Source organism: Annamia dubia NIES-4383, assembly GCF_055394725.1.
This window is the reverse complement of record NZ_AP025630.1, coordinates 2,825,773-2,848,917: the sequence shown is the minus strand read 5'-3', so window position 1 is coordinate 2,848,917 and position 23,145 is coordinate 2,825,773. Positions and strand designations below refer to the sequence as shown.

The window sequence follows — 23,145 nt, the reverse complement described above, 5'->3', positions numbered from 1 at the left end:
AATGACTAATGACTAATAACAATTAATTATTCGATAAATTCAACAATTCTTTTGACTTCTTTTGTAAAAGGATGATCGGGAAAACGTAAACAAAAGAGGCTATGACTGGCTAATCTAACTATATCTTTAGATAGGGGTAAAACTCCTGCTACGGGGATTTTGTACTTAACTGTTACTTCTTCTTTTAATTCATCAAAATCAAAATCATCTAATACTTTATTAACCACTAAAAACATATTAGGAACTTCTAATTCTTGTGCTACTTCAATTGTAACGGCCGTTCCCTGATAATCTTGATAATCAGGACGCATAATAATTAAAGCCGTATCAGAAAGCCCGATGGAAACTAAAGTTTCTTCATTTAAGCCCGGATGGGTGTCTATTAATAAATAATCTAATTCTAAACGCTCAATTAATTGATCAAAACCATCTTTGAGCATTTCCACGTCATAACCTTCACTTAAAATTTGAGCTATTTCTCCGGCTTTAATACTAGAAGGAATTAAATAAATTGCTCCTAAATTTTCCCCTTGATGATTAGTTAATTGTAATTCTTTGAGGATTTGGGGGCTAACATCATAAGCGGTTTTTTCTACGTTACAATAACCCCATAAATAATCGTTGAGGGTGTATTCTACCGCTTGTTCATCTAATTCAAACAAAACATGAATCCCTGGAGATTGAATATCAGTATCAATAATGCCAACTCTATTACCTTTGAGGGCAATTAAAGAGGCAATATTAGCGGTTAAATTAGATTTTCCCGTGCCACCACGAAAAGAGTGAATTGAAATGGTTTTAGTCATTGTTAAATCAGTTATTTGTTATTTGTTATTTGTTAGAAATTAATTAATAATTAATAATTAATAATTATCCATTATCAAGTCTTTTAAGTGCTTTAACCTTTTTGCGTAACTGTTGAAAATAGGCAGTTTTAGTAATTTCTTCAACTTGACGAGCTTTGCGACTTTCATCAATTTCAATACAAAGCTTTTGTTTTAATTCATTTTGACGCGCCCTAAGAGCTTCCATTTTTTTTGATAACATATCTCCCACATCAGAGCCAGAATAATCTCCTTGAGTTTGTAAACGTTCTAAAAGTTCTAATAAGGCTTCATTTTGAGCTAAAACATTAACCACTTCTTGGGTAATTTTTTGCAGTCGATCGGCCAATGTTTTGGCAATGGGTAAACAAAGTTTACTTCCCGTACTATCATCCTGTTCTAGGATACGATAAAAAGCCTCTCTTGTGAGCATAAAAATTTGACAGGGCGAGACTGTGCGCACTGTACCTGTGCGGGGAACATCTAATAACATTCCGATCTCACCTAATACAATGCCTTGACCTACTAGCCCTAAACGGTGTAGTTTACTACCGGATTGACATTTGACTATTTCTGCCTCACCTTCTAAGAGGATTAAAAGAGTATTACTTTCATCACCTTCGGAAAGCAAAACAGTCCCAGTATCTACTTGTACCACCATTCCAGCCTTGGCTATCATTTCTATTTCTGTTTGAGAAAAATCTTGAAATAGCCTTGCCTGTTTTAGTTTCTGGTAAATTTCATTAATTTGTTTCACTGTTTTGAGTCAGAATTTTTGATCTCATCAAAATCCTAGCAAATTTGGGTCAAAAATGATAGTGATAAGTTAATCTAATGGGATCGTAAGTTATAAAAACAAGCTATTTGTGTTAAAGTGGCTTAATTTTTTAACATTTTAATGATAAATTAATATTAACAGCTTGTAGATTATGAAACTTATATTTAAAGGTGGCATAATCAAAAATAAGTTGTAGGAAAATGCTATCTTTTAAATATTAGAATCAAGACTAATTTTGATTATTTCGTAACAAGTTTATTAATTATCAAATCTCCATTATTATGCCCCTTCCTCGCCTCTTAATCTTAATTACAGGTTTAACAATTATTTTGGGAATGACGATCTGGTTAGTCACTTCTCTTTATCGTCTTTATATCCAAATTTCTTTTACAGCCCCCTTACTTGCCAATTTATTACTGTTATTAATTCTCACACTTTTAGGGTTATTAATTGCGGCCTTTATCTATTATCTTAATTTATCATCCTATCAACCGCCCCGCAAAACTAGCCAATATCAAAAAATTGCCGCCCGTCTGCCCCAACAAAAAACTGAGGCGGCGGAAGAAACTTTAAAAGCTATCCGTAAACAATTAACTCAGATCCAAGATGAAGTGGCAAAAGAGGCTTTATTACAGCGATCGCGCGAAATAGAAGCCAGTTTAATGAGGGGGGAGTTGAGGGTGGTAGTTTTTGGCACGGGATCTTCAGGGAAAACCTCCTTAGTTAATGCGCTGATTGGGAGGATGTTGGGGGATGTTTCTCCTACCATTGGCACTACCAAAGTGGGAGAAACTTACCGCTTAAACCTCAGAAAAGTTAATCGTGATATTTTAATTACCGATACTCCGGGTATTTTAGAGGCAGGGGAGGCTGGAAGTCAAAGGGGAGAAGTGGCTAGGCAGTTGGCGACAGAGGCGGATCTATTGTTATTTGTGGTGGATAATGATTTAAGGGAGTCAGAATATGAGCCTTTAGAGGCTTTAGCTCAGATTGGGAAGCGCTCAATTTTAGTTTTTAATAAGACTGATCTTTATACGGAAGAAGATGTGGAAGTAATCACTGCCCGTTTACGCACAAGGGTTAAGGATTTTATTTTAGCGAGTGATGTGGTGGCTATTTGTGCTTTTCCTCAGCCCGTACCTCTGAAAAATGGCACAATGGTGCAACCTGAACCAGAAATTATGGTATTAATTAAAAGATTAGCAGAAGTTTTACGCTCAGAAGGTGAAGATTTAATTGCAGATAATATCCTATTACAATCACAGCGTTTAGGAGTAGAAGCTAGACAAACTATAGATTTAGAAAGAAAAAGGGAGGCGGATCAAATTATCGATCGCTATCAATGGATCGGGGCGGGTGTGATCGCCTGTACACCCCTTCCTGTCTTGGATATGTTGGCCACGGCGGCGGTAAATGCTCAAATGGTGGTGGAAATTGGTAAAGTTTATGGTTGTGAATTAAACAGCGATCGTGGGAAAGAATTAGCCTTATCTTTAGGTAAAACTTTAGTTAGTTTAGGAGTTGTTAAGGGAGCAGTTCAATTATTAGCAGGAGTTTTACAGTTAAATATTACAACTTTAATCGTAGGAAAAGCGATTCAGGGGGTAACGGCCGCTTATTTAACTCGCATTGCGGGAAAAAGTTTTATTGAATATTTCCGCCATGATCAGGATTGGGGTGACGGAGGTATTACGGAAGTAGTACAAAGACAATTTCAATTAAGTAAAAAAGATGAATTTGTGAAGGCATTTGTTAAGGATGCGATCGCTAAAGTTGTACAACCTTTAAGCAGTAAAATTGAGTTAGAAACTGAAGAAATAGAGGAATATAATGAATGGGAAAACTATGTTAAATCAAATGATGATTGGTAATAATAAAAAATCAACATCAAAAAATAGATAATTACTGTTGATTCTAATTCAAATTCAGTAATTCTTCCTCAATATGAAGATAAAGCTTATGTTGAGCAAATTCATCTAATAGCTGTGGGTAGAATCCTAATTTAATATGGTTTAATTGATCAGTTTAAATTTGATTCTATTTTAACAAAAATAGCAAGTTAAATATTTAATACTTATTAATCCTAAAGTAAAACCCAAAAAGTCGGGCATTTTCAAAATCCCAGATTTTTATTAAATCTATCTTTTAATCCAATTCTTCTATTTCCACAGTTTTAACTAATTCTAAATTAATTTCTAAAATTTCAGCAATATCCTCATCACTTAAACCTTTTGCTTTTAACTTTTGAATTTTAGTTATTTTTTTACTCTTTCGGCGACGAGTAGTTTTTAAGTTATTTTTATGAGAATTATTATTAGATTCATCTTGACCAAAATTAACACAACCAATAACATGACCATTAACAGTTTTTTCACCTAAAGATAAATTAAAATTTCCCTTTCTTTCTAAAACAGATTGAAGATTATATTTACTAACTGGTTCATCAAAAATATTAGATAATAATTGTAAAACTTCATAACCTATATCTTTAATATGACCTTCACTTTTGCCATTATGATCAGCAATATCCGCATATTTTTGATGATTTAAAGCTCCTTCAATTACTTTTCTTTGTAGATCATTAAGATGTTTTCCCGTTTTATTAAAGATCGTTTCATCTATAAAATCTAACACTTCTTTAATGTCCATTGATTTAACAATTATTAAAAATAAATTGATAATATTATAACCGACTTTTTCCGCTTTTATTTTTAAGACAAATAATTTAATATTCAAAAAAATACTAATAGATTAGGTTAAAGAATAATTAAGTCTTGTCTTTAGTATTAATTTTATTTTGTATAAAATTTAGGAGATTAATTATGAGTGCTAACAAAATTGGTGAAGTTACTACCCCTACAAATGCGACTTTTTATGTTTTTTGGGATCAGAGTAGCGGTGAAGTAACAGTTGGTAATGAATCGGCAGGTCAAGCTTCAAATCAAGCTGAGGCGATGAAAAAAGCTAATTACTACGCAACTACCAGAAAGATTATGAATTAATCAACAGTTTAAATTTCTTGCTCAATAAAACATTTCTATGGTCACAATTCGTTTGATCCAGTTTTCCAATGGTAAACCCGCTCCGGGTGAAAAAGTTTACATCAGTCGTCATAGCTCTGGCTTTTTAGATGTTGGTGGTGTGTTTGGCACTGAGCTAACGAATAAAGATGGTGAAGTGCTTTTTTCTAAGCTTGATTTACCAGCTAAAGGAGAAGTTTTTGTCAATGGTCATAAAGTCCATGATGGCGAACTTAAACAGGTTATGACTTTTAAAATTTAGTGAAAATTTAGGAGGTTTCTATATGCACCCAATGGTGGAAAAAGCACACGAGGCGATCGCTAGTTTTACCAAAGCGATTGAGATCGATCCTAATAATGCTATTGCATTTTCCCTTCGGTCATTGACTAACTTTCAGGCAGGAAATGATGAAGAAGCTTTGGCAGACTGTAATAGAGCGATTAAACTTGAACCTAATATAGCAGGACATTATCGAATAAAAGCAGACTGTTTAATTTCTCTTAAGCGATATTCAGAAGCCTTAGTGTGTTTTCAACAAGTTCTCAAACTTGAGCCAAACGATACTCAATCACAAGAAAAAATAAATATTTTATTAAATGCGATGAACAAAGAACCTCTTTTATCATCACCTCTTTTATCATCTTTATATCAGTTAAAAAGACAAATCGATCAAGAATTTCAACCATTTGAAGAAGATAGAACAGCCGGAATACTTGATTCTAAAAGAAAAGAGACTGTTGACATTATGGGACCAATTTGTAAACAAAGCACGTCATTAGTAGAGAATATCTCCACTAATGATTTACCCCTTGAAGCACGGATGCTTTATTCCTATATTCAAGCAGTAGGACGTGGTTGTAATAGTGTTCACTGTTACGTAGACGAAGATCGTTCTTCAGAAATGCGTAGAGCGTCAAAAGATTGTTTTAATCAAGCAGAAAAAATTGCTGAAAATAGAGAAGACTTAGAGATGTTAAAAGACATCAACTCGAAGCGTGGAGCATTAATGTTTGCTTTTTATAAAACATGGAATGTCAAAGATTTTCTTGATGTTGCTTCACAGTCTTATCAATGGTTAGATCTACACCCAGAAACAACAAATTCTCAGGAAAAGCAACTAATACAAGAGCGTTTAACGAAGATTAAAACTGCTCTTTCATCTAATCAAAATTCTCATGTTTCTAGTTCACAATCATCTAACTTAGATTATGTCGAAGAATCTAATTTTAAAGAAAAACCGAGACTGGAAATTTCACCACGTTGGATGTTAGGAATCGGAGCTTTCGGGATTGTTCTGCTATTCTCTGGACAGTGGTTGATCGGATTAATCTGTATTATCGTAGCATTTTTTATGTGGCGAGTAGCATTTTAGCTTGTATAGCGTTACGGATTAATATTAGGACATTAATCTTGGGGTTCAAAAGTCGAGGGGGGATTTGTTAAATCCCCGACTTTTTGTTCCAATATTAGTAAGTTTAAATATCACTTAATTTCTGTTTTCATGCGCTCTAAAGTGGCCTCCATTTGATCAAACATTTGTTGGGGAGTAATGCCAAACTGATTAAGTTGGGTTTTTAACTGTTGAACAGTCATTTGAGCCATAAAATCTTCCGATAGTTCAAAGCGTTTCATAAAAATTTTATAACGATCCATTAAAGCTTCCATTTGCTCAATAAAAAGGATTTTTCCTTCTCGATCAAATTTGCCATAATCACCACCAAGAGTGGTTAAGGCCTGATAATCGTCAAATAATTTTTTAGCTTCGTGTTGAACTACTTCTGAATCAAAAAATCCCATTTTTTTATATTGGTTAATTAATTTAAAGGTTTAAAATATAAAGTTTTAATTGTTCTTAAGTTAAAGAAACATATCTTTAATTTTAAACGAGGAAAAATATCAAGTAAAATACGGAAAACCGTATTATCTTGATACTGTTGTTTCAGTGATACCATAAGCTAATCTAGCTTGAGCCAAGGCTTTTTTGGTTTCCGTATTCATCACTCCATTGATTGGGCCTTGATATAACCCTGCGATTTGTAAACGTCTTTGTACCATTTGAATTTCTGGTTCGGAAGGATTCTGTGAAAGTGCAAAGGGCATGATGATAGTACCAGATTGACCACCTTGACTGGTGGGTGAATATTGTTCTTTTAATTTTTCATTTAATGCGATTTGAGTCGTTAGATCAAAAACACCTGTGGTGGGTATTTTTTGTTCAGCTTGAAATTTCTTTAAAGCACTAACCGTATTAGGGCCTAAGGCACCATCTATCTTACCTTGATAATATTTTAAGTCTTGTAATTTTTTTTGCAAAATTGCGATTTGTTCAGCATTAAAACCCGATGTACTCAAGCGATCTTCATTCTTATCACCCTTAATTTTAGAACTCAATAAGGCTTGACTTTTCATGCCCATGATCCCATCAACTTCTAACCCATTTTGACTTTGAAATTTTTTGACCGCTTCTTGTGTTAAATTGCCAAATGTTCCGGTAATAGGCCCACTATAAACTTTTGCTTGTGTTAAGTGTTCTTGTAATAATCTAACTTGTTCCCCCTCATCTCCAAGTTTCAAAACTGATGGTTTAGACACTTCAGTATCAACAATATTTTGTAATTGAGTGTTAATTGATGCTTGTGTTTTTTGGTCAACAACTCCATTAACAATTAAATTATTTTTGGTTTGAAATTTTTTAACGGCTTCCTCTGTCAAATTGCCAAAATAACGAGTGATTGGCCCATCATAATAGCGAATTTTTTTGAGTTTTTCTTGTAACATTGCTACATTTTGGCCGGTCATTTCTTTTTTTAGAACCTTTGGATCACTTGTAGGTGCATTTTTCAAACTTGCTTGAATAGCATCTTGAGTTGTTTTGCCAACCACGCCGTCAGGGGTAAGATTATTGGCTTTTTGAAAAGCAATTACAGCCTCTTTTGTTACAGCACCAAAATAACCAGTGATCTCTGTTTTAAAAAAATTAAGTTTTTTGAGGTTTTCTTGTAGAACTTTTACTTCATCGCCTTGGGAATTTTGTTTTAAAACTGAACTTTTATTTTCACTTTTTTGCTCTGATTCTTGGTCAGATTTTTTATTCAAATCGTCAATTTGTTGTGCAATTTTAGCTTGGGTAGTCGCACCCACAACGCCATCAGGGTTAAGATTATTGGCTTTTTGGAAAGCCATTACTGCTTCTTGAGTTTTTTGTCCAAAAAATCCTGTGGCTTGATCTTCGTTAAAAAATTTGAGAACTTTTAATTGTGTCTGTAATTTTTGAACTTCTTGCCCTTGAGAACCAAGTTTAAGTAGATTTGAATTGGTTTGAGCAGGGGTAGTATTATTATTAGTTTCGGTTTCGATCGCATGAACTATTTGATCATTAGTGATTAACCCTAAGACAACCATAACTGTAAACAATAAAAACTTACTACTTTGGGAAATTAAAGTAGATTTAGACAGTAACTGAGTGAGCTTAGAAGTAAATTTAGAGCTTTGAAATTGTAAATAAGACGAGTGAGTTAGAGTTTTCATAGTTCAACAAAAGTCAATTGATTGATATTAATTCAAAAATAAAAATAATTTGCGAAACTTGGCTAGGAGTATACAGAGTATTATATAGCAAGAAGTATACTTGACAAGTGAAAATTTAAGAAAAAGTAACAAGTGAGAATCAAAAATTTAAAAAATGGATGGTTGATCAAAACCATTCATTTTTGTTTTGGATTGTAATCTTAATCTTAAGAGACCGATTCAACTTGTAAAGTATCTAATAATTGAATTAAATCATGTTTAGTTAACTGATAGACTTCGCCACAGAAATGACAAGTGCCTTGCGCACCTTCATCTTTTTCAATCATATCTTTAATTTCTGCTTCTCCTAATAATTTTAAAGCCCCTAATAGTCTTTCTCCAGAACATTTACAATTAAATCGAAGCATTTGAACTTCGGGGAAGATATTTAAGTTTAAATCGCCTAAAAGTTCTTCAAAGATTTCAGGTAAGCTTTTTCCAGCTTCTAATAGGGGGGTAAAACCTGATAGTTTACTAACTCTACTTTCTAATAATGCCACTAAACTTTCATCACGGGCGGCTTTGGGCATAATCTGCAATAATAAACCGCCTGATGCTACCACCCCTTGAGAGTCAACTAAAACCCCTACTAATAAAGCGGAAGGGGTTTGTTCCGAGTTCACTAAATAATTGGCAATATCATCGCCAATTTCCCCTGAAGTTAAGCCAACTGTACTAGAATAGGGATAACCATAACCCACATCGCGCACCACATAAACATAACCATCTTGGCTGATCGCACCGCCAACGTCTAATTTTCCTTTATGATTGAGGGGTAACTCAACTGAGGGATTTTCCACATATCCCCTCACCGTGCCATCTAAACCTGCATCAACCAATAAACCACCTAAAGGCCCATTACCTTTAATGCGAATATTAACCCGTGATCCCTCTTTTTTCATGCTAGAAACCAGTAATAAACCCGAGGCCATCGCCCTACCCAAAGCGGCCGTAGCCACACAGGAAAGGTTATGATTACGTCTTGCTTCTTCCGTTAAGCGGGTGGTAATGACTCCTACGGCACGGATGCCACCATCGGCGGCCGTTGCACGAATTAATTGATCTGCCATGATTTTGTTATATTTCTTAATAAACGATATGTTTATTATAATCGTTTTGTTTAAGCTCTCAACTTCACCCCCTAACTGCCTCCTCCCTTACTGGCTTTATTTCTAATCAGATGTGTCATCATTTAATTATTACAAAATCATTATTTAAACTGTGTCAAGTCCATTTAGAAAATGGGGTTTTATTATGGCAAAATCAACATAATTTAAACCAAAGTCTGGTTACTAAAACTAAATTAAACTTATTAAGAATTATTCATGATAATCAAATTTTTTATCAAAGTTCAATCCCTTTATTTTTAACTAATTATTATCGGATTAATCCTGTTAAAATTGCCGAGGAATTATATTTAATTTTTCAAGGGCAAAATCAATTATTTTTTAAGGTTAAAATTAAAGATTCTCAATTATTATTTTATCCTAGTAACTTTTTAATTGCTAACTATTTAGAAAATTTAACTAACCATTCTTATTTTAAGATCTATTTTGCTGATTATTCTCAGCTTAAAAATCAATCAATTATTGCTTTTAAATATTTAAAAGATCGTTGTGATCAATTGTTAAATTTAGCACAGGAAACTAAATTAATTTCATCATCTCAAGAGTATAATTTATTAAGAGAAGGTCAATTAATTTTTACCGATCCAGCAGAATTAGAATTAATTGAAAAGTTAATTATGATTATTGATTCACCAGATCAATTAAAAAAAATTGATGCACATAAAATCTTAAAATCATTAGGTCAATCATGGTTAAATTTTCACGCTAAATGTCAAATCTGGGGACACTTAAGCCCTAATAATCTTAATTTAGTTCAAGGCCGTTTAAAATTAATTGCTTTAACTCAATTTGTTTTTCAATGGTTTTTACAAAATCATGATTCAACAATTGACAATTGACAAAATCTTCAGCTTGATTTATTTTTAATATTACAAAATGATCATAATCAGTTACAATAAAAAAAGTCTTTCAAAAATTTCAAACGAGTTCAATTTTTTGATTTGGAAACTATTACTACTTCAAAACCAGTTCAGCCCCGTGAAGAAACTCCGATTTCTTCCAAAAAACAGCCGATTCCCCCTCCATCTCATCCGAGACAATACCGCGCGATCGGCTTGATTCAAGGTCAATATACGCCGTTAAACGATCAGCCCCTCACAAAAGGAAAACTGATGACTAATGACGGTACAACTATTGATGCAGTCATTTTAGGCAAGGTCATTAGTTTGATTAAAAATCATGTGGACTTTTCCCAGTCCTATTTGTGGGTAGTTTATCCTCGCACTCGGCCGGAAAGCGATCACTTACATACTCAGATTGTTGGGATTTGGCAACCTCAAATTCAAGATAGTTTAGAATCAAATTCAGAGGGTAATCTGCAATTAATCAAGAATAAATCAGGTTATTTTTCGATTAGAGGAGAGGTTGTTCATTATAATGAAGAAGAAAAAAAGGTAGTTGTCAAAATTAGACAAGCTCCAAAAATTGAAGGTGAAAAACCAAAATTTTTTAAATTGGAGTTATTAGGACAACTTAAAGATAAAATTGTTGGTTATTTTTGGGATTTTGAAGTTCAACTTAAAGGTAAAACTTTTTTGATTGAAACTGCTACTAATATGGGAAGAATATTACCCCAGAAAAAACAATTTAATAAGTTAAAAAATAAACAAGATTTTAAGGTTAAAAAAGCAGAAAATAGTGATCATTCTATTAATAATAAGGGTGGTGTAACTAATTCTAAATTATCTTCTAAAGTTAATCCTCTTGAACGTCCAAAAAGAAAAATTTAGTCAATAAAAAAGTCGGGTATAAAAAACCCGATTTTTTTTATTTTAATTGATTTATTTAGATTAAAATAATAAACCTGTGATCAGAGTAGTAAAAAAACAAAATTTAATCACTTTTTTAATAGTTTTGATAAATTATTATAACTTTTTCTTTTCTTCTTTTCTTTCACTTGTGCAAAAAGTTTAATCATTAACTTAATCATTTTTAAAAATTAAGAAGAAGAACGATAAGATAAATGTAAATTTAATAAAGATAAGCCTAATATTCCTAAAAATAACACTAAACCGATTGCACAAGCATAATTAAAATTAAAATATTGAAAAGCTTGTTCATAAATATAATAAACTACAGTTTTAGAACTATTATTAGGCCCGCCTTGAGTCATTATATAAACTTCTTCAAATACTTTTGTTGCTGAAATTGAAGAAATAACAGCGACTAAAGATAAATATGGTTTCATTAAGGGAAATGTAATATCTAAATGTTTTTTCCAACCATCAGATCCATCTAAAGCGGCCGCTTCATAAAGTTCCGATGAAATTGCTTGTAAACCTGCCAAATAGATTACCATATAATAACCTAAGCCCTTCCAAATTGTTACTAACATCACACTAAATATAGCTAAATTAGGATTAGTTAACCAAGGTATTTTCCCGCCCCATTCTATGGGTAAAAAATGAGTTAAATGGAAATTTTGTATAATTTGATTGAATAAACCATTAGAATTATATAATCCTTTCCATGCTATTCCTGCCACTACCATCGAAATAATAACGGGGGTATAAAAAGCGGCACGAAACCAAGAAATTCCTTTTAATTTTTGGTTAACCAAAATGGCTAAAATTAAGGGAAATATAACTAAAATTGGCACAACTCCTGTTAAATAAAATAAAGTATTTTTAATAGTTTTCCAGAAAATGGGATCTGTCCATAATTTTTGAAAATTAGCCCATCCCACCCAAATAGGAATGTCGGTTAAATTATTTTGATAACGGGTAAAACTTAAAGAAAATGCTTGAAAAGCAGGATAAAAAACTGTTAAACTGAGAATAATTAAGGCAGGAAGTAAAAATAAATAAGGCGTTAAAATTTGCAAATAATAATTAAATTGACGCTGATTAAAATTAGCCATAACGATTATTAATAATTCTGTTTGATTACTAGCTATTTTAACAAAAAATAGCAATTCTAAATAGTTTGTAGCAAATTAATTATTTGTCAAAAAAATGCTAAAGCTTTGTTAGGAATAACAAATAACAATATTCTTAAATTTGACGAAAATCAAAACTATTTTTAAGGTATTTTTGCTTGATAGCATTGTCCACTGTCCATTGTCAATTGTCAATTGTTGAAGATAACCATAGATCTAATAAATAAGTAATTATTAAATAATTTTTTTCATTTTTAAGCTAAATGGCAAAAATAACGGTACAATAGTCAAAAAAAAGACTTTTCTAGTCAAATTGCCTAAAATCTAAAATTTATTAAAACTCGTCATTATCAAACTGTCATCATGTTTAAATTTCTTAAACAAGTACAAGAGTACGCAAAAGAAACTGTCCAAGCGGCGAAATATATTGGGCAAGGTCTATCCGTCACTTTTGACCATATGCAACGCCGTCCGATCACGGTACAATATCCTTATGAAAAATTGATCCCCTCTGAGCGCTATCGAGGCAGAATACATTATGAGTTTGATAAATGTATTTCTTGTGAGGTTTGTGTAAGAGTTTGTCCTATTAATCTCCCTGTTGTGGACTGGGAATTTGATAAAACCTCGAAAAAGAAAAAATTAAAACATTATAGTATTGATTTTGGAGTCTGTATTTTCTGCGGTAATTGTGTGGAATATTGTCCTACCAACTGTTTATCCATGACAGAAGAATATGAATTAGCTACTTATGATCGCCATGAATTGAACTATGATAACCTAGCTTTAGGACGTTTACCCTACAAAGTGACTCAGGATCCGATGGTAACACCATTAAGAGAATTAAATTATTTACCTAAAGGTGTGATGGAGCCTCATGATCTACCTAAAGGTAGTCAAAGAGCCGGAAAATATCCCGAAGATATTATTAAAGAATCTGGCACTAATAATAATTAAGAAAAATTATTAGTGATCAATCAAAAATTGACAATGAACAATAGACAATTTCAAATAATAGTTAAAACTTTGTAATTTTGATTAATTAAGGAGCAAAAAATTACTGTGCATTTAGCAGAAGGAGTACAATTTATCAGCTTTGCTATTCTAGCTGGAATGATGATTATTACAGCTTTAGGAGTAGTATTATTATCTAATATTGTTTATTCCGCTTTCCTCTTAGGCGGAGTTTTTATTAGTGTTTCAGGCTTATATCTTTTAATGAATGCTGACTTTGTTTCAGCCGCACAAATCTTAATTTATGTAGGGGCAATTAATGTTTTAATTTTATTTGCCATTATGTTAGTAAATAAACAGGAAGACTTTACTCCCATCAAAGGTAGAATACTTCGTCAAGGTGCTACAGCCGTTGTTTGTGTGGGTATTTTTGCACTTTTAGGTACAATGATTTTAATTACACCTTGGGATATTCCTACCATCACACAGGGCGCAATTGAAAATACATTAGTTGAAATTGGTAAACATTTCTTTAGTGATTATTTATTACCTTTTGAGTTAGCTTCAGTTTTATTATTAATGGCAATGGTAGGAGCAATTGTGTTAGCTCGGCGTGATTTTATCCCCGAAATTACCCCTAAAGATGCTACGATTAAAACCAGTTTAACTTTGCCAGAAAGACCTAGAGATATTAATTAATAATTAGTTATTTCTTATTGGTTATTTCTTATTTATTCAAAATTATTGAAAGGATTTTTATGGAGATACAATTACAATATATTTTATTATTAGCGGCGGCTTTATTTTGTATTGGAATTTATGGTTTAATTACTAGCCGTAATGCAGTGAGAGTTTTAATGTCAATTGAATTATTACTTAATTCAGTTAATCTTAATTTAATGGGATTTTCTAATTATTTAGATCCCAGTGGCATTAAAGGGCAAGTTTTTACCGTTTTTGTAATTACCGTAGCGGCGGCGGAAGCGGCCGTTGGTTTAGCAATTATTCTGGCTATTTATCGTAATCGTAATACCATTGATATGGAACAATTTAATTTACTTAAATGGTAATTATTAATTGATAATTGACAATTGATAACTGATAATTAGTAGGGTGGGCAATGCCCACCCTACTCTATTAAATTTTTGTCTATAAATATTATGAAAATTAAAATTATTGCCGTTGGTAAAGTGAAAAAAAATTGGATTGATACGGGTATTAAAGAATATTTAAAACGCCTAAATAATTTAGAAATTATTGAAATTAAAGACAGTAATAAAGATCAAGAAGCCCACAAAATTATTAGTTTAATTAAACCAAATGAAAAATTAATTGTTTTATCAGAAGAAGGCCAATTATTCACATCAATTCAACTAGCAAATTTAATCGAAAATGAACATTTTTTCTCCTTTGTTTTTGCGATCGGAAGTGCAGAAGGTATCTCAGACAAATTAAAACAATCAGCCCATCAAATTTTAAGTTTATCAAAAATGACTTTTCCCCATGAAATCGCTAGATTATTATTAGTTGAACAAATCTATCGAGCAAATACAATTATTAATAATCAAAAATATCATAAATAATTGACTATTGTCTAATCCAAAACAACAAAAAGCACCCCTGAAAATAGGAGTGCTTTTTGTTAATATTCAATTGTTAAATCAAGCAATGATTAACCATTGATCGCAGGAGCAGTTAATGCTACAGGTGCAGACTCTCCAGAAGCTAAGTCTAAGGGGAAGTTGTGTGCATTTCTTTCGTGCATTACTTCAAAACCTAAGTTTGCTCTGTTTAAAATGTCTGCCCAAGTGTTGATTACACGACCTTGAGAGTCCATGATAGACTGGTTGAAGTTAAATCCGTTTAAGTTGAATGCCATGGTGCTTACACCTAAAGCAGTAAACCAAATACAGATTACAGGCCATGCTCCTAAGAAGAAGTGTAAAGAACGGCTATTGTTGAAAGAAGCATATTGGAAGATTAAACGTCCAAAGTATCCGTGAGCCGCTACGATGTTGTAGGTTTCTTCTTCTTGACCGAATTTGTAACCGTAGTTTTGAGATTCAACTTCGGTGGTTTCACGAACTAAAGAAGAAGTTACTAGAGAACCGTGCATTGCACTGAATAAGCTTCCGCCAAATACACCAGCTACGCCTAACATATGGAAGGGGTGCATTAAGATGTTGTGTTCTGCTTGGAAAACGATCATGAAGTTGAAAGTTCCAGAGATACCTAAAGGCATACCATCAGAGAAAGAACCTTGACCTAAAGGATATACTAAGAATACTGCAGTTGCCGCCGCTACAGGAGCAGAGTAAGCAACACAGATCCAAGGACGCATACCTAAACGGTAGGATAATTCCCACTGACGACCCATGTAGCAGAAAATTCCAATTAAGAAATGGAAAATTACTAACTGGTAAGGGCCACCATTGTAAAGCCACTCATCTAAAGAAGCCGCTTCCCAAATAGGATAGAAGTGTAAACCGATCGCATTAGAGCTAGGAATTACAGCACCGGAAATAATGTTGTTTCCGTATAATAAAGAACCCGCTACAGGCTCACGAATCCCGTCAATATCAACAGGAGGAGCGGCGATAAATGCAATAATGAAGCAAGTGGTCGCTGTTAGTAAGCAGGGGATCATTAAGGTACCGAACCAACCTACATATAAACGGTTGTTGGTGCTGGTGATCCAATTACAAAACTGTTCCCAAGAGGAAACGCTTTCGCGCTGACGTAAAGTAGTTGTCATGGTTTTATGATTGCAATTTGATTAAGTTTTCTAGGTACGATTGTTCGGAAAACCGAACTTGTTTTTTATGATGTTTTTACTATAGCAGGTAGTTTTAAGTTTTGTAAAGGGTTTTAAGAATAAAGTTATTTATAGATTTGATAAGTTTTACTTATCAAATGCCTTTTATATATTTAAGGTATAAGGGGGGGATTTGTTACAAAAATTAATAAAATCAAATAAAAAATACCTCAAAGGTTAAGCTAAAATAAGCAAAATTCGACAATTAACAATTGACTATAATGTTTTGATTTTTCATATATAAATTAATCATTAATTATTAAGAATAAAAATTATTTTTTATGAATAAGAAAAAAAATAATCATTCCGTTTTATCTTGGCTTAATCAATTATTTTTTCAGAAAAATAGTTTTCAAGAAAAAAAAATCAATCAATCAAAAATGAAAATTAATTTTAATTATCATTCTCACAATCAATTTTTAGAAAATCAAGGAAGAAATAAAGAAAATGAAGATACTTTATTTCAATTTTATTATGATGATCAAGGGGATACCCCCGGAACAATTGATATTGAAAAAGACGCTCCGGTAACTCAATTAGAATTAATTGATTATAATGAGGATAATTTAATATTTTTAACTCCTTTAACCGCAGGGGAATGTCAACAATATTTAGACTCTCAATCTGTTTCATGGCTAGATGTTTCAGGCTTAGGAAGTGAAGATATTTTAAAAGAAGTAGGTCAAGTATTTAATCTTCATCCTTTAGTTTTAGAAGATGTGGTTAATGTACCTCAACGGCCAAAAATTGAAGAATATACTGATCAATTATTGGTAATTATGCAGATGGTAATGAATAAGGAAAATGGTCAAGGCTTTTTTTTAGAACAAGTTAGTTTTGTGCTAGGAAAATATTATTTATTAACCATTCAAGAAGAACCTAATTTTGATTGTTTTAATAAAGTAAGGGAAAGAATACATAATAAAAAAGGCACTATTCGCTCAAAAAATGCCGATTATTTAGCTTATGCTTTATGGGATGCGGTTATTGATGGTTATTTTCCGGTGTTAGAGTCTTATGGAGAAAGAATTGAGGAATTAGAAGATCAGGTTGTGTTAATTCCTACTAATAATACTTTACAACAAATTTATCAAATTAAAAGGGAACTTTTGGCACTCAGAAGGGCGATCTGGCCGCAAAGAGATGCGTTAAATAGTTTATTAAGGGATGATTGTGATTTAATCAGTGATGATGTGAGAATTTATTTAAAAGATTGTTATGATCATATTGTGCAAATTATTGATATTATTGAAACTTATCGAGAATTAGCATCAGGTTTAATGGATGTTTATTTATCAGCAGTTAGTAATAAAATGAATGAAATTATGAAACTTTTAACCGTAATTTCTAGCATTTTTATTCCTTTAACTTTTGTGGCGGGAATTTATGGCATGAATTTTAATACTGATTCTCCTTGGAATATGCCAGAATTAAATTGGTATTTAGGTTATCCTTTTTTCTGGTTAATAATAGTTATTATTGCAATTAGTTTATTCATTTTCTTTTGGAAAAAAGGTTGGTTTGAAAATACTTCTGATCTACAAATTGATCCTTAATTAAACTTCTTGCAAAAGTCAAATAATCAGTAATAAGAATTGATAAAGTTTTTATCAATTAACAATTCACAATCAGTTAATATTTATTACTTTTGCAAGATGGCTATACTTTTAATTATCAGTCATAATTTTTAAGCGCACTTGTTGCTCCCCAGCATCATCTAATTGCACCTCAATTACATCATTTGTTAACACTTCTAAAGCACTCAATAAGCCCCTTAAATGGGGGTTACTTGCCCCTGTATCCACATAAAGGCGATCAGCTAAACCTCCGATTCTTTTCCATGTAGTAAATAATTTACCCACAATTTGTTCTAATTGGGTAGCCTGTTTTAACAGATCGGCCGCCGTACTTAAACATTCTAACCGTAAGGCTTCTTCTAAAGCCATTTCTAGGTCAATATTAGCCGATCGCAAGGTTTGCACTTGGGCGGCCGCATCTAAATATTTAGCCAAACTTTTGGCCTCAGAAGTAACTAACTTAACCGTATCTATATCAGGAGTTTCACTGATTTCTTTTTGAATTTCTAAAATATGAGAATTAGGTAATTTCTCCATTTCCTTGACTAAAGGCGCAAGGTAACGGGGCGGAATACTACCATCAGAAGCCTTTTCCTTCACTTCATCCGGTAATAACTCTGAACTCATGGCCGTCCACTCATCAGCCAGTTGTTTAACTTCCTTGCGGGTAATGTGATCCCCTTTCATGGCCGCCGAACTTACTAATTTTTGCACTTCAGGAGCGGATTTTGCCGTTTCCACAAATGCTCTTTTGCTAAAATTATTAATACTACTGGGATCTAACTGACCCTCCGCTAATAGAGTATCCGCACTATTGGCCAATTGAATTAAATTATAAGCTTGACTTTTGGTAATTTCCCGATTTTTAAGCCAGTGGAGAAAACCAGTTCCTCTGCCGTCTCCGCCCTTTTTTTCCCGATCCCGAATAACTCTTAAAACACGCCCACGCCAAATATCCGTCTGTAAGTCAAAGCGCTCACATTCTTTCCAGACTTGATCTAAGCGTTGTTGAAAATCATAATCATGAATTTCCTCATCTTCGGGATCGGGTAATTCAAATTTTAAATCTATAGAAGATTCTAATGCGGCAATGATTTCTTCATCACTAGGGGACATTTCATTCATAAAGCAGATCTATCTTTAATTGATGGGCTTGATCATTATATCAGTTCATTCACTTCAAAAAAGTTAAATCTTTTTAATTATTTTTTAGTACGACTGTTCTTAAATAAGTATATACTAAAGTCATTAATTTATATTATCATCAAAAATGACAAAATATGGAAAGTTTAACTCCCGCTCAAAAACAATTATATGATTGGCTAGTAGAGTATATTCGCACCACTCAACACGCTCCTTCCATCCGTCAAATGATGGAAGCCATGAATTTAAGATCCCCTGCCCCCGTGCAAAGTCGCTTAGATCATTTACGCAAAAAGGGTTATATTGATTGGTCTAATGGTAAAGCAAGAACCCTACGCATTTTAAAACCTTCTTTAATTCAAGGGATTGAAGTTTTAGGCACAATTGCGGCCGGAGGCTTAGTTGAGCCTTTTACGGATGAAACGGCCGAAACTAGAGAGCGTTTTAATTTAAGTCAGATTTTACAGCACCCTAATTGTTTTGTCTTGCGTGTGACTGGAGATAGTATGATTGAAGACCATATTACGGACGGTGACATGGTGATCATGCGATCGCCCCAAGGTGATGAAGCAATCAAAGATGGTGAAATTGTAGCGGCCAGAGTCGAAGGTTTAGGCACGACTTTAAAACATTTTTATCAGGGCGATCAAAAAATTATTTTAAAGGCTTCTAATCCTAAATATGATCCCATTGAAGTTTTACAGGATCAAATCCAAATCCAAGGTATTTTAATGGGTGTTTGGCGGGGATATTAAATGAATTAATAATGGATAGGGTGGGTATTACTCACCCTGCAAACTCTCTTTTATTATATTTTGTAAGATTAATTAATGTTAAGTTTCTGATTTTACAGAAAGCAATAATTGGATAATTAAAGCAGATATTTTGCCTGAATTGATGATAAGGAGAATAAAAATGGATAAATTTGATTTAGATTTAAGCAAAGTTTCCGAAAATCATCGTCTTGCCTTTTATGGTGCTTTATTTGCGATCGCTTCTGTTGATGGCAACATTGAAAAAGAAGATATAGCAATCCTAAATAGGTCATAACAGATATAATATTAATTATAATCTAAATTCAAGGAAAAAAAAATGAACATTATTTCTGAGTTAAATGATTTTATCAATCAAACAAAAGAGGCTAAAGAAATAAAAAGGGCTTTAGCTGTCAAAATGATTTTAGAAGGAAAATCATACCATGAAGTAAAAGAATTATTACAAGTTTCTCATAGCTTTATTAGTATGTGGAAAAATCAAGCTCTTTTTTGTGGAGTAGAAAGCTTGAAATTACAGTTTAAAGGAACTAAAAGTGAATTAAAACCAGAAGAAAAAGACCAAGTTATTAATTGGTTAAGAGAGCAAGAATATTTAAGATTATCAGATTTAAAAATTTATTTAGAGCGAGAATATAATATTATTTATAAATCCAATCAAAGTTATTATAGTTTGCTCAAAGAAGCGAAAATAAGTTGGAAAAAACTCAAAAAAGAATCCGGCTAAAAATGACGAATTAGTCGAAGCTAAAAAAAAAGAAATCAGTGAAAAATTAGAGATTTGGAAAAAGAAATAGAGAGTGGAGAGCTTGTAGTGTTTATGATTGATGAATGTCATTTACTTTGGGGAGACATTTTAGGTTATGTTTGGGGAAGAACAGATCAAAGAATAGAAATTCCCATTAAAAATGAAAAAAGCCGACAAACTTATTATGGGGCATTAGACTATCAAACTAAAGAATTTATTGTCAAAGAATATGAAAGTGGAAATACAGAAAATACGATCAAATTTATCAAGTATTTACTATCAAAAAGAAAAGGAAAAAGATTAGCAATATTTTGGGATGGAGCAACCTATCATGACTCAAAAGAATTTAGGGAGTATTTAACTATAATAAATCAAGATTTATTGGAAGAAGAATGGTTAATTACTTGTCATAAATTTGCCCCTAATGCTCCAGAACAAAATCCGGTAGAAGATATTTGGCTACAAGTGAAAAATTTTATTAGACAATTCTATCATTTATGTAAATCATTTAAAATAGTAAAGTGGCTATTTAAGTTTTTTGCGCATGGTCAAATATTTGATTTCCCCAAACTTTATCAATATGGAATTTTGCCACAACCTATTTAGGATTGCTATAGTTGACGATTAAATTCTTTTTCATAATTCATATTCTATTCTCCAATTTTTTCTTTATTGTACTTTCATGATCCCACTTTCCCAAGAGGTCTATTGAGTATCTCATCGCATTAGTAAAAATTACAAATAATTCCCCTCTCTTTGTTAATGAGAGGGGTAGAATCTGAATAAAAATAAATTATTTCATCGCTTCTTTTTTCTCTTTTTTTAAGTCTCTTGTTCCTACGGCCGCTAACTCGGCATCCATTAAAGTTTTACCTGTTGCGGCTAAATAAACATCATCTAAACTGGGGCGCGATTGACTCATACTAAAAATAGAAAATCCTTTCAGATTTAAAGCATTTTCGATTTGACTTAGGGGATTACTTTGGGGTTTAACAATCAAATTTAAAGAGTTACCTTGGGCTTGATTAATGATAATTTCTTCGATAAAAGATAGGGGTTCTAAAATCATTTTTGCCTGTTCTACTTCCTCTAAGGGAGAAAACTCTTTAATTCTTAAGGTAATACGATCGCCGCCGACTTTATCCTTCAATTGTGAGGGTGTACCCTGATCAATGATCACTCCTTGATCAATAATAGCCAAGCGATCGGCTAAAGCGTCTATTTCTTCTAAATAATGGCTGGTGATTAGAACAGTTGTACCAGCTTCTTTTAATTGACGTAAAAAATTCCAAACAATGAAACGACTTTCAATGTCTAAGCCTACGGTAGGCTCGTCTAAGACTAACACATCAGGGCGATGTAACAAACCGGCCGCCAGATCAAGACGTTTGCGAATACCCCCCGAATAAGTCCCCGTTTTTTGCTCACTGTAGGGCTGTAAACCCAGTAAAATCAATAATTCTTCAATTCTTTGCTGTGCCACTTGTTTGGGAAGATGATACAGATCCGCTTGAAGTTGTAACATTTCCCTACCCGTGAGAATTTTATCTAAAGCCACCTCTTGAGCTACATAACCTAAGCGTTTTCGGGCTTTTTGGGGTTGATCTAAAACAGAGAGGCCGCATACTTCAATTTTACCAGAATCAGGCTTAGTTAAACTACATAAACACCGAATAGTAGTAGTTTTTCCTGCTCCATTAGGGCCTAAGACTCCGAAAATTTCGCCTTTTTCTACAGTTAAATTAATATTTTTAACTGCTTGGATTTTTCCGTAGGATTTTTGTAAATTTTGAATAGAAATAGCGGGAATATTCATTGAGATAATGATTTATTTTTGATGGTTTAAAATGTGTTTGTTATGATTTATTTGTTATTGCTTATTTATCAATTATTAATTATTCATTATCAATTGTCAATTATCAATTATCAATTAATTAAAATTCCATCTTCTAATTCTAAGATGCGATCAGCCACATCTAAAATGCGATTATCATGGGTAACAATTAAAATTGTACAGCCTTGTTTTTTAGCTAATTGATACATTATATCAACCACTGCATGACCTGATTTACTATCTAAAGCGGCGGTGGGTTCATCGGCTAAAACCATCTTTGGATGACTGACTAAAGCCCTTGCAATAGCGACTCTTTGCTTCTGTCCTCCTGATAGGTTATGGGGGTAATAATTGATGCGATCATTTAAGCCAACGGCCTCTAACATTTCAATTGATTTTTGTTGAATTTCTTGAGGGGAAAATTCAGGATGAAGTTCTAAAGAAAGTTGAACATTTTGTTTAGCAGTAAGAGAATTTAATAAGTTATGAGCCTGAAAAATATAACCAATATTTCGGCGAATTTGTACTAATTTATTTTTTCCTGCACCAAGTAATTCTTGATCAAATACTTTTAAACTGCCACAATGGGGCGATCTCAATGCTCCCATTAAAGTTAATAAAGTGGTTTTGCCCGATCCTGAAGGCCCTTTTAAAATAACAACTTCACCCTCTTTTAATGTTAAATTAATATTATATAAAACTTGTTTTTTGAGATAGCCCGATCCAAAAAAATAATCCAAATTTTTAATCGAAACTACTGTTTTTGTCGCTGTTTGTGTGATTAACATATCTGATATTTTTTTTATTTATAAACTAATTTAATTTTTTTAATTTATGCCAAAGATCATCATTTTTCCCCCTAGCCCAACGCAAATTTTTCATAAAATTACGAATAGATGAATTTTGAGAAGTTGAACTTTCTTTTTGATTTCCTACCATTTGATTTTTCAATTCTTCTAAGGTAAAATTATAACCTTTATTTTGAGCGATCGCAAAGGCAATATTAGTAAATTCATCAACATTTTTAGCTTGACTAATTTGTTTTTGAATTTCCTGATCACTAATGATTAATTCTAAAAAATTTTCCAGACTATGATCACTCATAA

The 23,145-nt window shown here is 32.6% G+C and carries 25 protein-coding genes and 1 pseudogene; 14 read left to right on the top strand and 12 right to left on the bottom strand.

Annotated features, from left to right (window positions below):
- Window positions 1–26 precede the first annotated feature (26 nt).
- On the bottom strand, window positions 27–806 hold the full coding sequence (locus tag Anndu_RS12835; protein WP_464101578.1) for a MinD/ParA family ATP-binding protein: 780 nt from the start codon (window positions 804–806) through the stop codon (window positions 27–29).
- Window positions 807–870: 64 nt separating this feature from the next.
- Complete coding sequence (locus Anndu_RS12830) at window positions 871–1,581, bottom strand: Crp/Fnr family transcriptional regulator (RefSeq protein WP_464101577.1); 711 nt, start codon at window positions 1,579–1,581, stop codon at window positions 871–873.
- 302 nt (window positions 1,582–1,883) lie between these two features.
- Here Anndu_RS12830 and Anndu_RS12825 point away from each other — a divergent pair, with 302 nt between their 5' ends.
- A complete protein-coding gene (locus tag Anndu_RS12825; RefSeq protein WP_464101576.1) occupies window positions 1,884–3,473 on the top strand; it encodes a YcjF family protein in 1,590 nt (529 codons plus the stop codon).
- Window positions 3,474–3,747: 274 nt separating this feature from the next.
- Here Anndu_RS12825 and Anndu_RS12820 read toward each other — a convergent pair whose 3' ends face one another.
- Entirely contained in the window at window positions 3,748–4,251 is a 504-nt protein-coding gene (locus Anndu_RS12820; protein WP_464101575.1) for a hypothetical protein, read from the bottom strand.
- Between the two features lie 173 nt (window positions 4,252–4,424).
- On the opposite strand from Anndu_RS12820, the gene Anndu_RS12815 reads away from it, so the two are divergent.
- The 3 genes from Anndu_RS12815 to Anndu_RS12805 are packed head-to-tail and all read left to right on the top strand — an operon-like array spanning window position 4,425 to window position 5,995.
- Window positions 4,425–4,604 carry a hypothetical protein gene (locus tag Anndu_RS12815; RefSeq protein ID WP_464101574.1) on the top strand — a complete coding sequence of 60 codons (180 nt, stop codon included), beginning with the start codon at window positions 4,425–4,427 and terminating at the stop codon, window positions 4,602–4,604.
- A gap of 37 nt (window positions 4,605–4,641) precedes the next feature.
- Complete coding sequence (locus Anndu_RS12810; protein WP_464101573.1) at window positions 4,642–4,884, top strand: hypothetical protein; 243 nt, start codon at window positions 4,642–4,644, stop codon at window positions 4,882–4,884.
- A gap of 22 nt (window positions 4,885–4,906) precedes the next feature.
- Window positions 4,907–5,995, top strand: coding sequence for a tetratricopeptide repeat protein (locus Anndu_RS12805; protein ID WP_464101572.1), 1,089 nt, complete (start codon window positions 4,907–4,909; stop codon window positions 5,993–5,995).
- Between the two features lie 110 nt (window positions 5,996–6,105).
- Here the strand turns inward: Anndu_RS12805 and Anndu_RS12800 are convergent, their stop codons facing one another.
- From Anndu_RS12800 to hslO, 3 genes are all read right to left on the bottom strand, one after another.
- Window positions 6,106–6,420 carry a DUF1825 family protein gene (locus tag Anndu_RS12800; protein ID WP_464101571.1) on the bottom strand — a complete coding sequence of 105 codons (315 nt, stop codon included), beginning with the start codon at window positions 6,418–6,420 and terminating at the stop codon, window positions 6,106–6,108.
- Between the two features lie 123 nt (window positions 6,421–6,543).
- Entirely contained in the window at window positions 6,544–8,037 is a 1,494-nt protein-coding gene (locus Anndu_RS12795; protein WP_464101570.1) for a peptidoglycan-binding domain-containing protein, read from the bottom strand.
- A gap of 320 nt (window positions 8,038–8,357) precedes the next feature.
- Window positions 8,358–9,260 carry an Hsp33 family molecular chaperone HslO gene (gene hslO / locus Anndu_RS12790; RefSeq protein WP_464101569.1) on the bottom strand — a complete coding sequence of 301 codons (903 nt, stop codon included), beginning with the start codon at window positions 9,258–9,260 and terminating at the stop codon, window positions 8,358–8,360.
- A gap of 110 nt (window positions 9,261–9,370) precedes the next feature.
- Between hslO and Anndu_RS12785 the strand changes: the two genes are divergently transcribed.
- Together Anndu_RS12785 and Anndu_RS12780 are read left to right on the top strand one after the other, a co-directional pair.
- Window positions 9,371–10,156, top strand: a complete 786-nt coding sequence (locus Anndu_RS12785; protein ID WP_464101568.1) for a hypothetical protein — start codon at window positions 9,371–9,373, stop codon at window positions 10,154–10,156.
- A gap of 102 nt (window positions 10,157–10,258) precedes the next feature.
- The gene (locus Anndu_RS12780) at window positions 10,259–11,047 is read left to right on the top strand and encodes a hypothetical protein (protein ID WP_464101567.1); all 789 of its coding nucleotides are present in this window, start codon (window positions 10,259–10,261) and stop codon (window positions 11,045–11,047) included.
- A gap of 209 nt (window positions 11,048–11,256) precedes the next feature.
- Here the strand turns inward: Anndu_RS12780 and Anndu_RS12775 are convergent, their stop codons facing one another.
- A complete protein-coding gene (locus Anndu_RS12775) occupies window positions 11,257–12,177 on the bottom strand; it encodes a carbohydrate ABC transporter permease (protein WP_464101566.1) in 921 nt (306 codons plus the stop codon).
- A 381-nt stretch (window positions 12,178–12,558) separates the two neighbouring features.
- Here Anndu_RS12775 and ndhI point away from each other — a divergent pair, with 381 nt between their 5' ends.
- The 4 genes from ndhI to Anndu_RS12755 all read left to right on the top strand — a co-directional run bounded on the left by ndhI (window position 12,559) and on the right by Anndu_RS12755 (window position 14,732).
- Entirely contained in the window at window positions 12,559–13,152 is a 594-nt protein-coding gene (gene ndhI / locus Anndu_RS12770; protein WP_464101565.1) for an NAD(P)H-quinone oxidoreductase subunit I, read from the top strand.
- 105 nt (window positions 13,153–13,257) lie between these two features.
- Window positions 13,258–13,848: an NADH-quinone oxidoreductase subunit J gene (locus tag Anndu_RS12765; RefSeq protein WP_464101564.1), complete on the top strand. Its 591-nt coding sequence runs from the start codon at window positions 13,258–13,260 to the stop codon at window positions 13,846–13,848.
- 65 nt (window positions 13,849–13,913) lie between these two features.
- Window positions 13,914–14,219, top strand: a complete 306-nt coding sequence (gene nuoK / locus Anndu_RS12760; RefSeq protein WP_464104096.1) for an NADH-quinone oxidoreductase subunit NuoK — start codon at window positions 13,914–13,916, stop codon at window positions 14,217–14,219.
- A 90-nt stretch (window positions 14,220–14,309) separates the two neighbouring features.
- Window positions 14,310–14,732, top strand: a complete 423-nt coding sequence (locus Anndu_RS12755; RefSeq protein ID WP_464101563.1) for a 23S rRNA (pseudouridine(1915)-N(3))-methyltransferase RlmH — start codon at window positions 14,310–14,312, stop codon at window positions 14,730–14,732.
- An 89-nt stretch (window positions 14,733–14,821) separates the two neighbouring features.
- Here Anndu_RS12755 and psbA read toward each other — a convergent pair whose 3' ends face one another.
- Window positions 14,822–15,904: a photosystem II q(b) protein gene (psbA, locus tag Anndu_RS12750; protein WP_464101562.1), complete on the bottom strand. Its 1,083-nt coding sequence runs from the start codon at window positions 15,902–15,904 to the stop codon at window positions 14,822–14,824.
- Between the two features lie 440 nt (window positions 15,905–16,344).
- Between psbA and corA the strand changes: the two genes are divergently transcribed.
- Window positions 16,345–17,520, top strand: a complete 1,176-nt coding sequence (gene corA / locus Anndu_RS12745; protein WP_464104095.1) for a magnesium/cobalt transporter CorA — start codon at window positions 16,345–16,347, stop codon at window positions 17,518–17,520.
- Window positions 17,521–17,631: 111 nt separating this feature from the next.
- On the opposite strand, the gene Anndu_RS12740 is transcribed toward corA, so the two are convergent.
- Window positions 17,632–18,657 (bottom strand): hypothetical protein, encoded by a 1,026-nt coding sequence (locus Anndu_RS12740; RefSeq protein ID WP_464104094.1) that lies wholly within the window; start codon window positions 18,655–18,657, stop codon window positions 17,632–17,634.
- Window positions 18,658–18,821: 164 nt separating this feature from the next.
- Between Anndu_RS12740 and lexA the strand changes: the two genes are divergently transcribed.
- The 3 genes and pseudogenes from lexA to Anndu_RS12725 all read left to right on the top strand — a co-directional run bounded on the left by lexA (window position 18,822) and on the right by Anndu_RS12725 (window position 20,811).
- A complete protein-coding gene (gene lexA / locus Anndu_RS12735; RefSeq protein WP_464101561.1) occupies window positions 18,822–19,439 on the top strand; it encodes a transcriptional repressor LexA in 618 nt (205 codons plus the stop codon).
- A 160-nt stretch (window positions 19,440–19,599) separates the two neighbouring features.
- Window positions 19,600–19,734 (top strand): hypothetical protein, encoded by a 135-nt coding sequence (locus tag Anndu_RS12730; protein ID WP_464101560.1) that lies wholly within the window; start codon window positions 19,600–19,602, stop codon window positions 19,732–19,734.
- Window positions 19,735–19,785: 51 nt separating this feature from the next.
- Window positions 19,786–20,811: pseudogene (locus Anndu_RS12725) on the top strand (IS630 family transposase).
- Between the two features lie 187 nt (window positions 20,812–20,998).
- Here Anndu_RS12725 and Anndu_RS12720 read toward each other — a convergent pair.
- The 3 genes from Anndu_RS12720 to Anndu_RS12710 form a co-directional block, all read right to left on the bottom strand.
- Window positions 20,999–22,021, bottom strand: a complete 1,023-nt coding sequence (locus Anndu_RS12720; RefSeq protein ID WP_464101559.1) for an ABC transporter ATP-binding protein — start codon at window positions 22,019–22,021, stop codon at window positions 20,999–21,001.
- A 110-nt stretch (window positions 22,022–22,131) separates the two neighbouring features.
- The gene (locus Anndu_RS12715) at window positions 22,132–22,827 is read right to left on the bottom strand and encodes a DevA family ABC transporter ATP-binding protein (RefSeq protein ID WP_464101558.1); all 696 of its coding nucleotides are present in this window, start codon (window positions 22,825–22,827) and stop codon (window positions 22,132–22,134) included.
- Between the two features lie 25 nt (window positions 22,828–22,852).
- Window positions 22,853–23,143, bottom strand: a complete 291-nt coding sequence (locus Anndu_RS12710) for a Nif11-like leader peptide family natural product precursor (RefSeq protein WP_464101557.1) — start codon at window positions 23,141–23,143, stop codon at window positions 22,853–22,855.
- Between the last annotated feature and the right edge of the window lie 2 nt (window positions 23,144–23,145).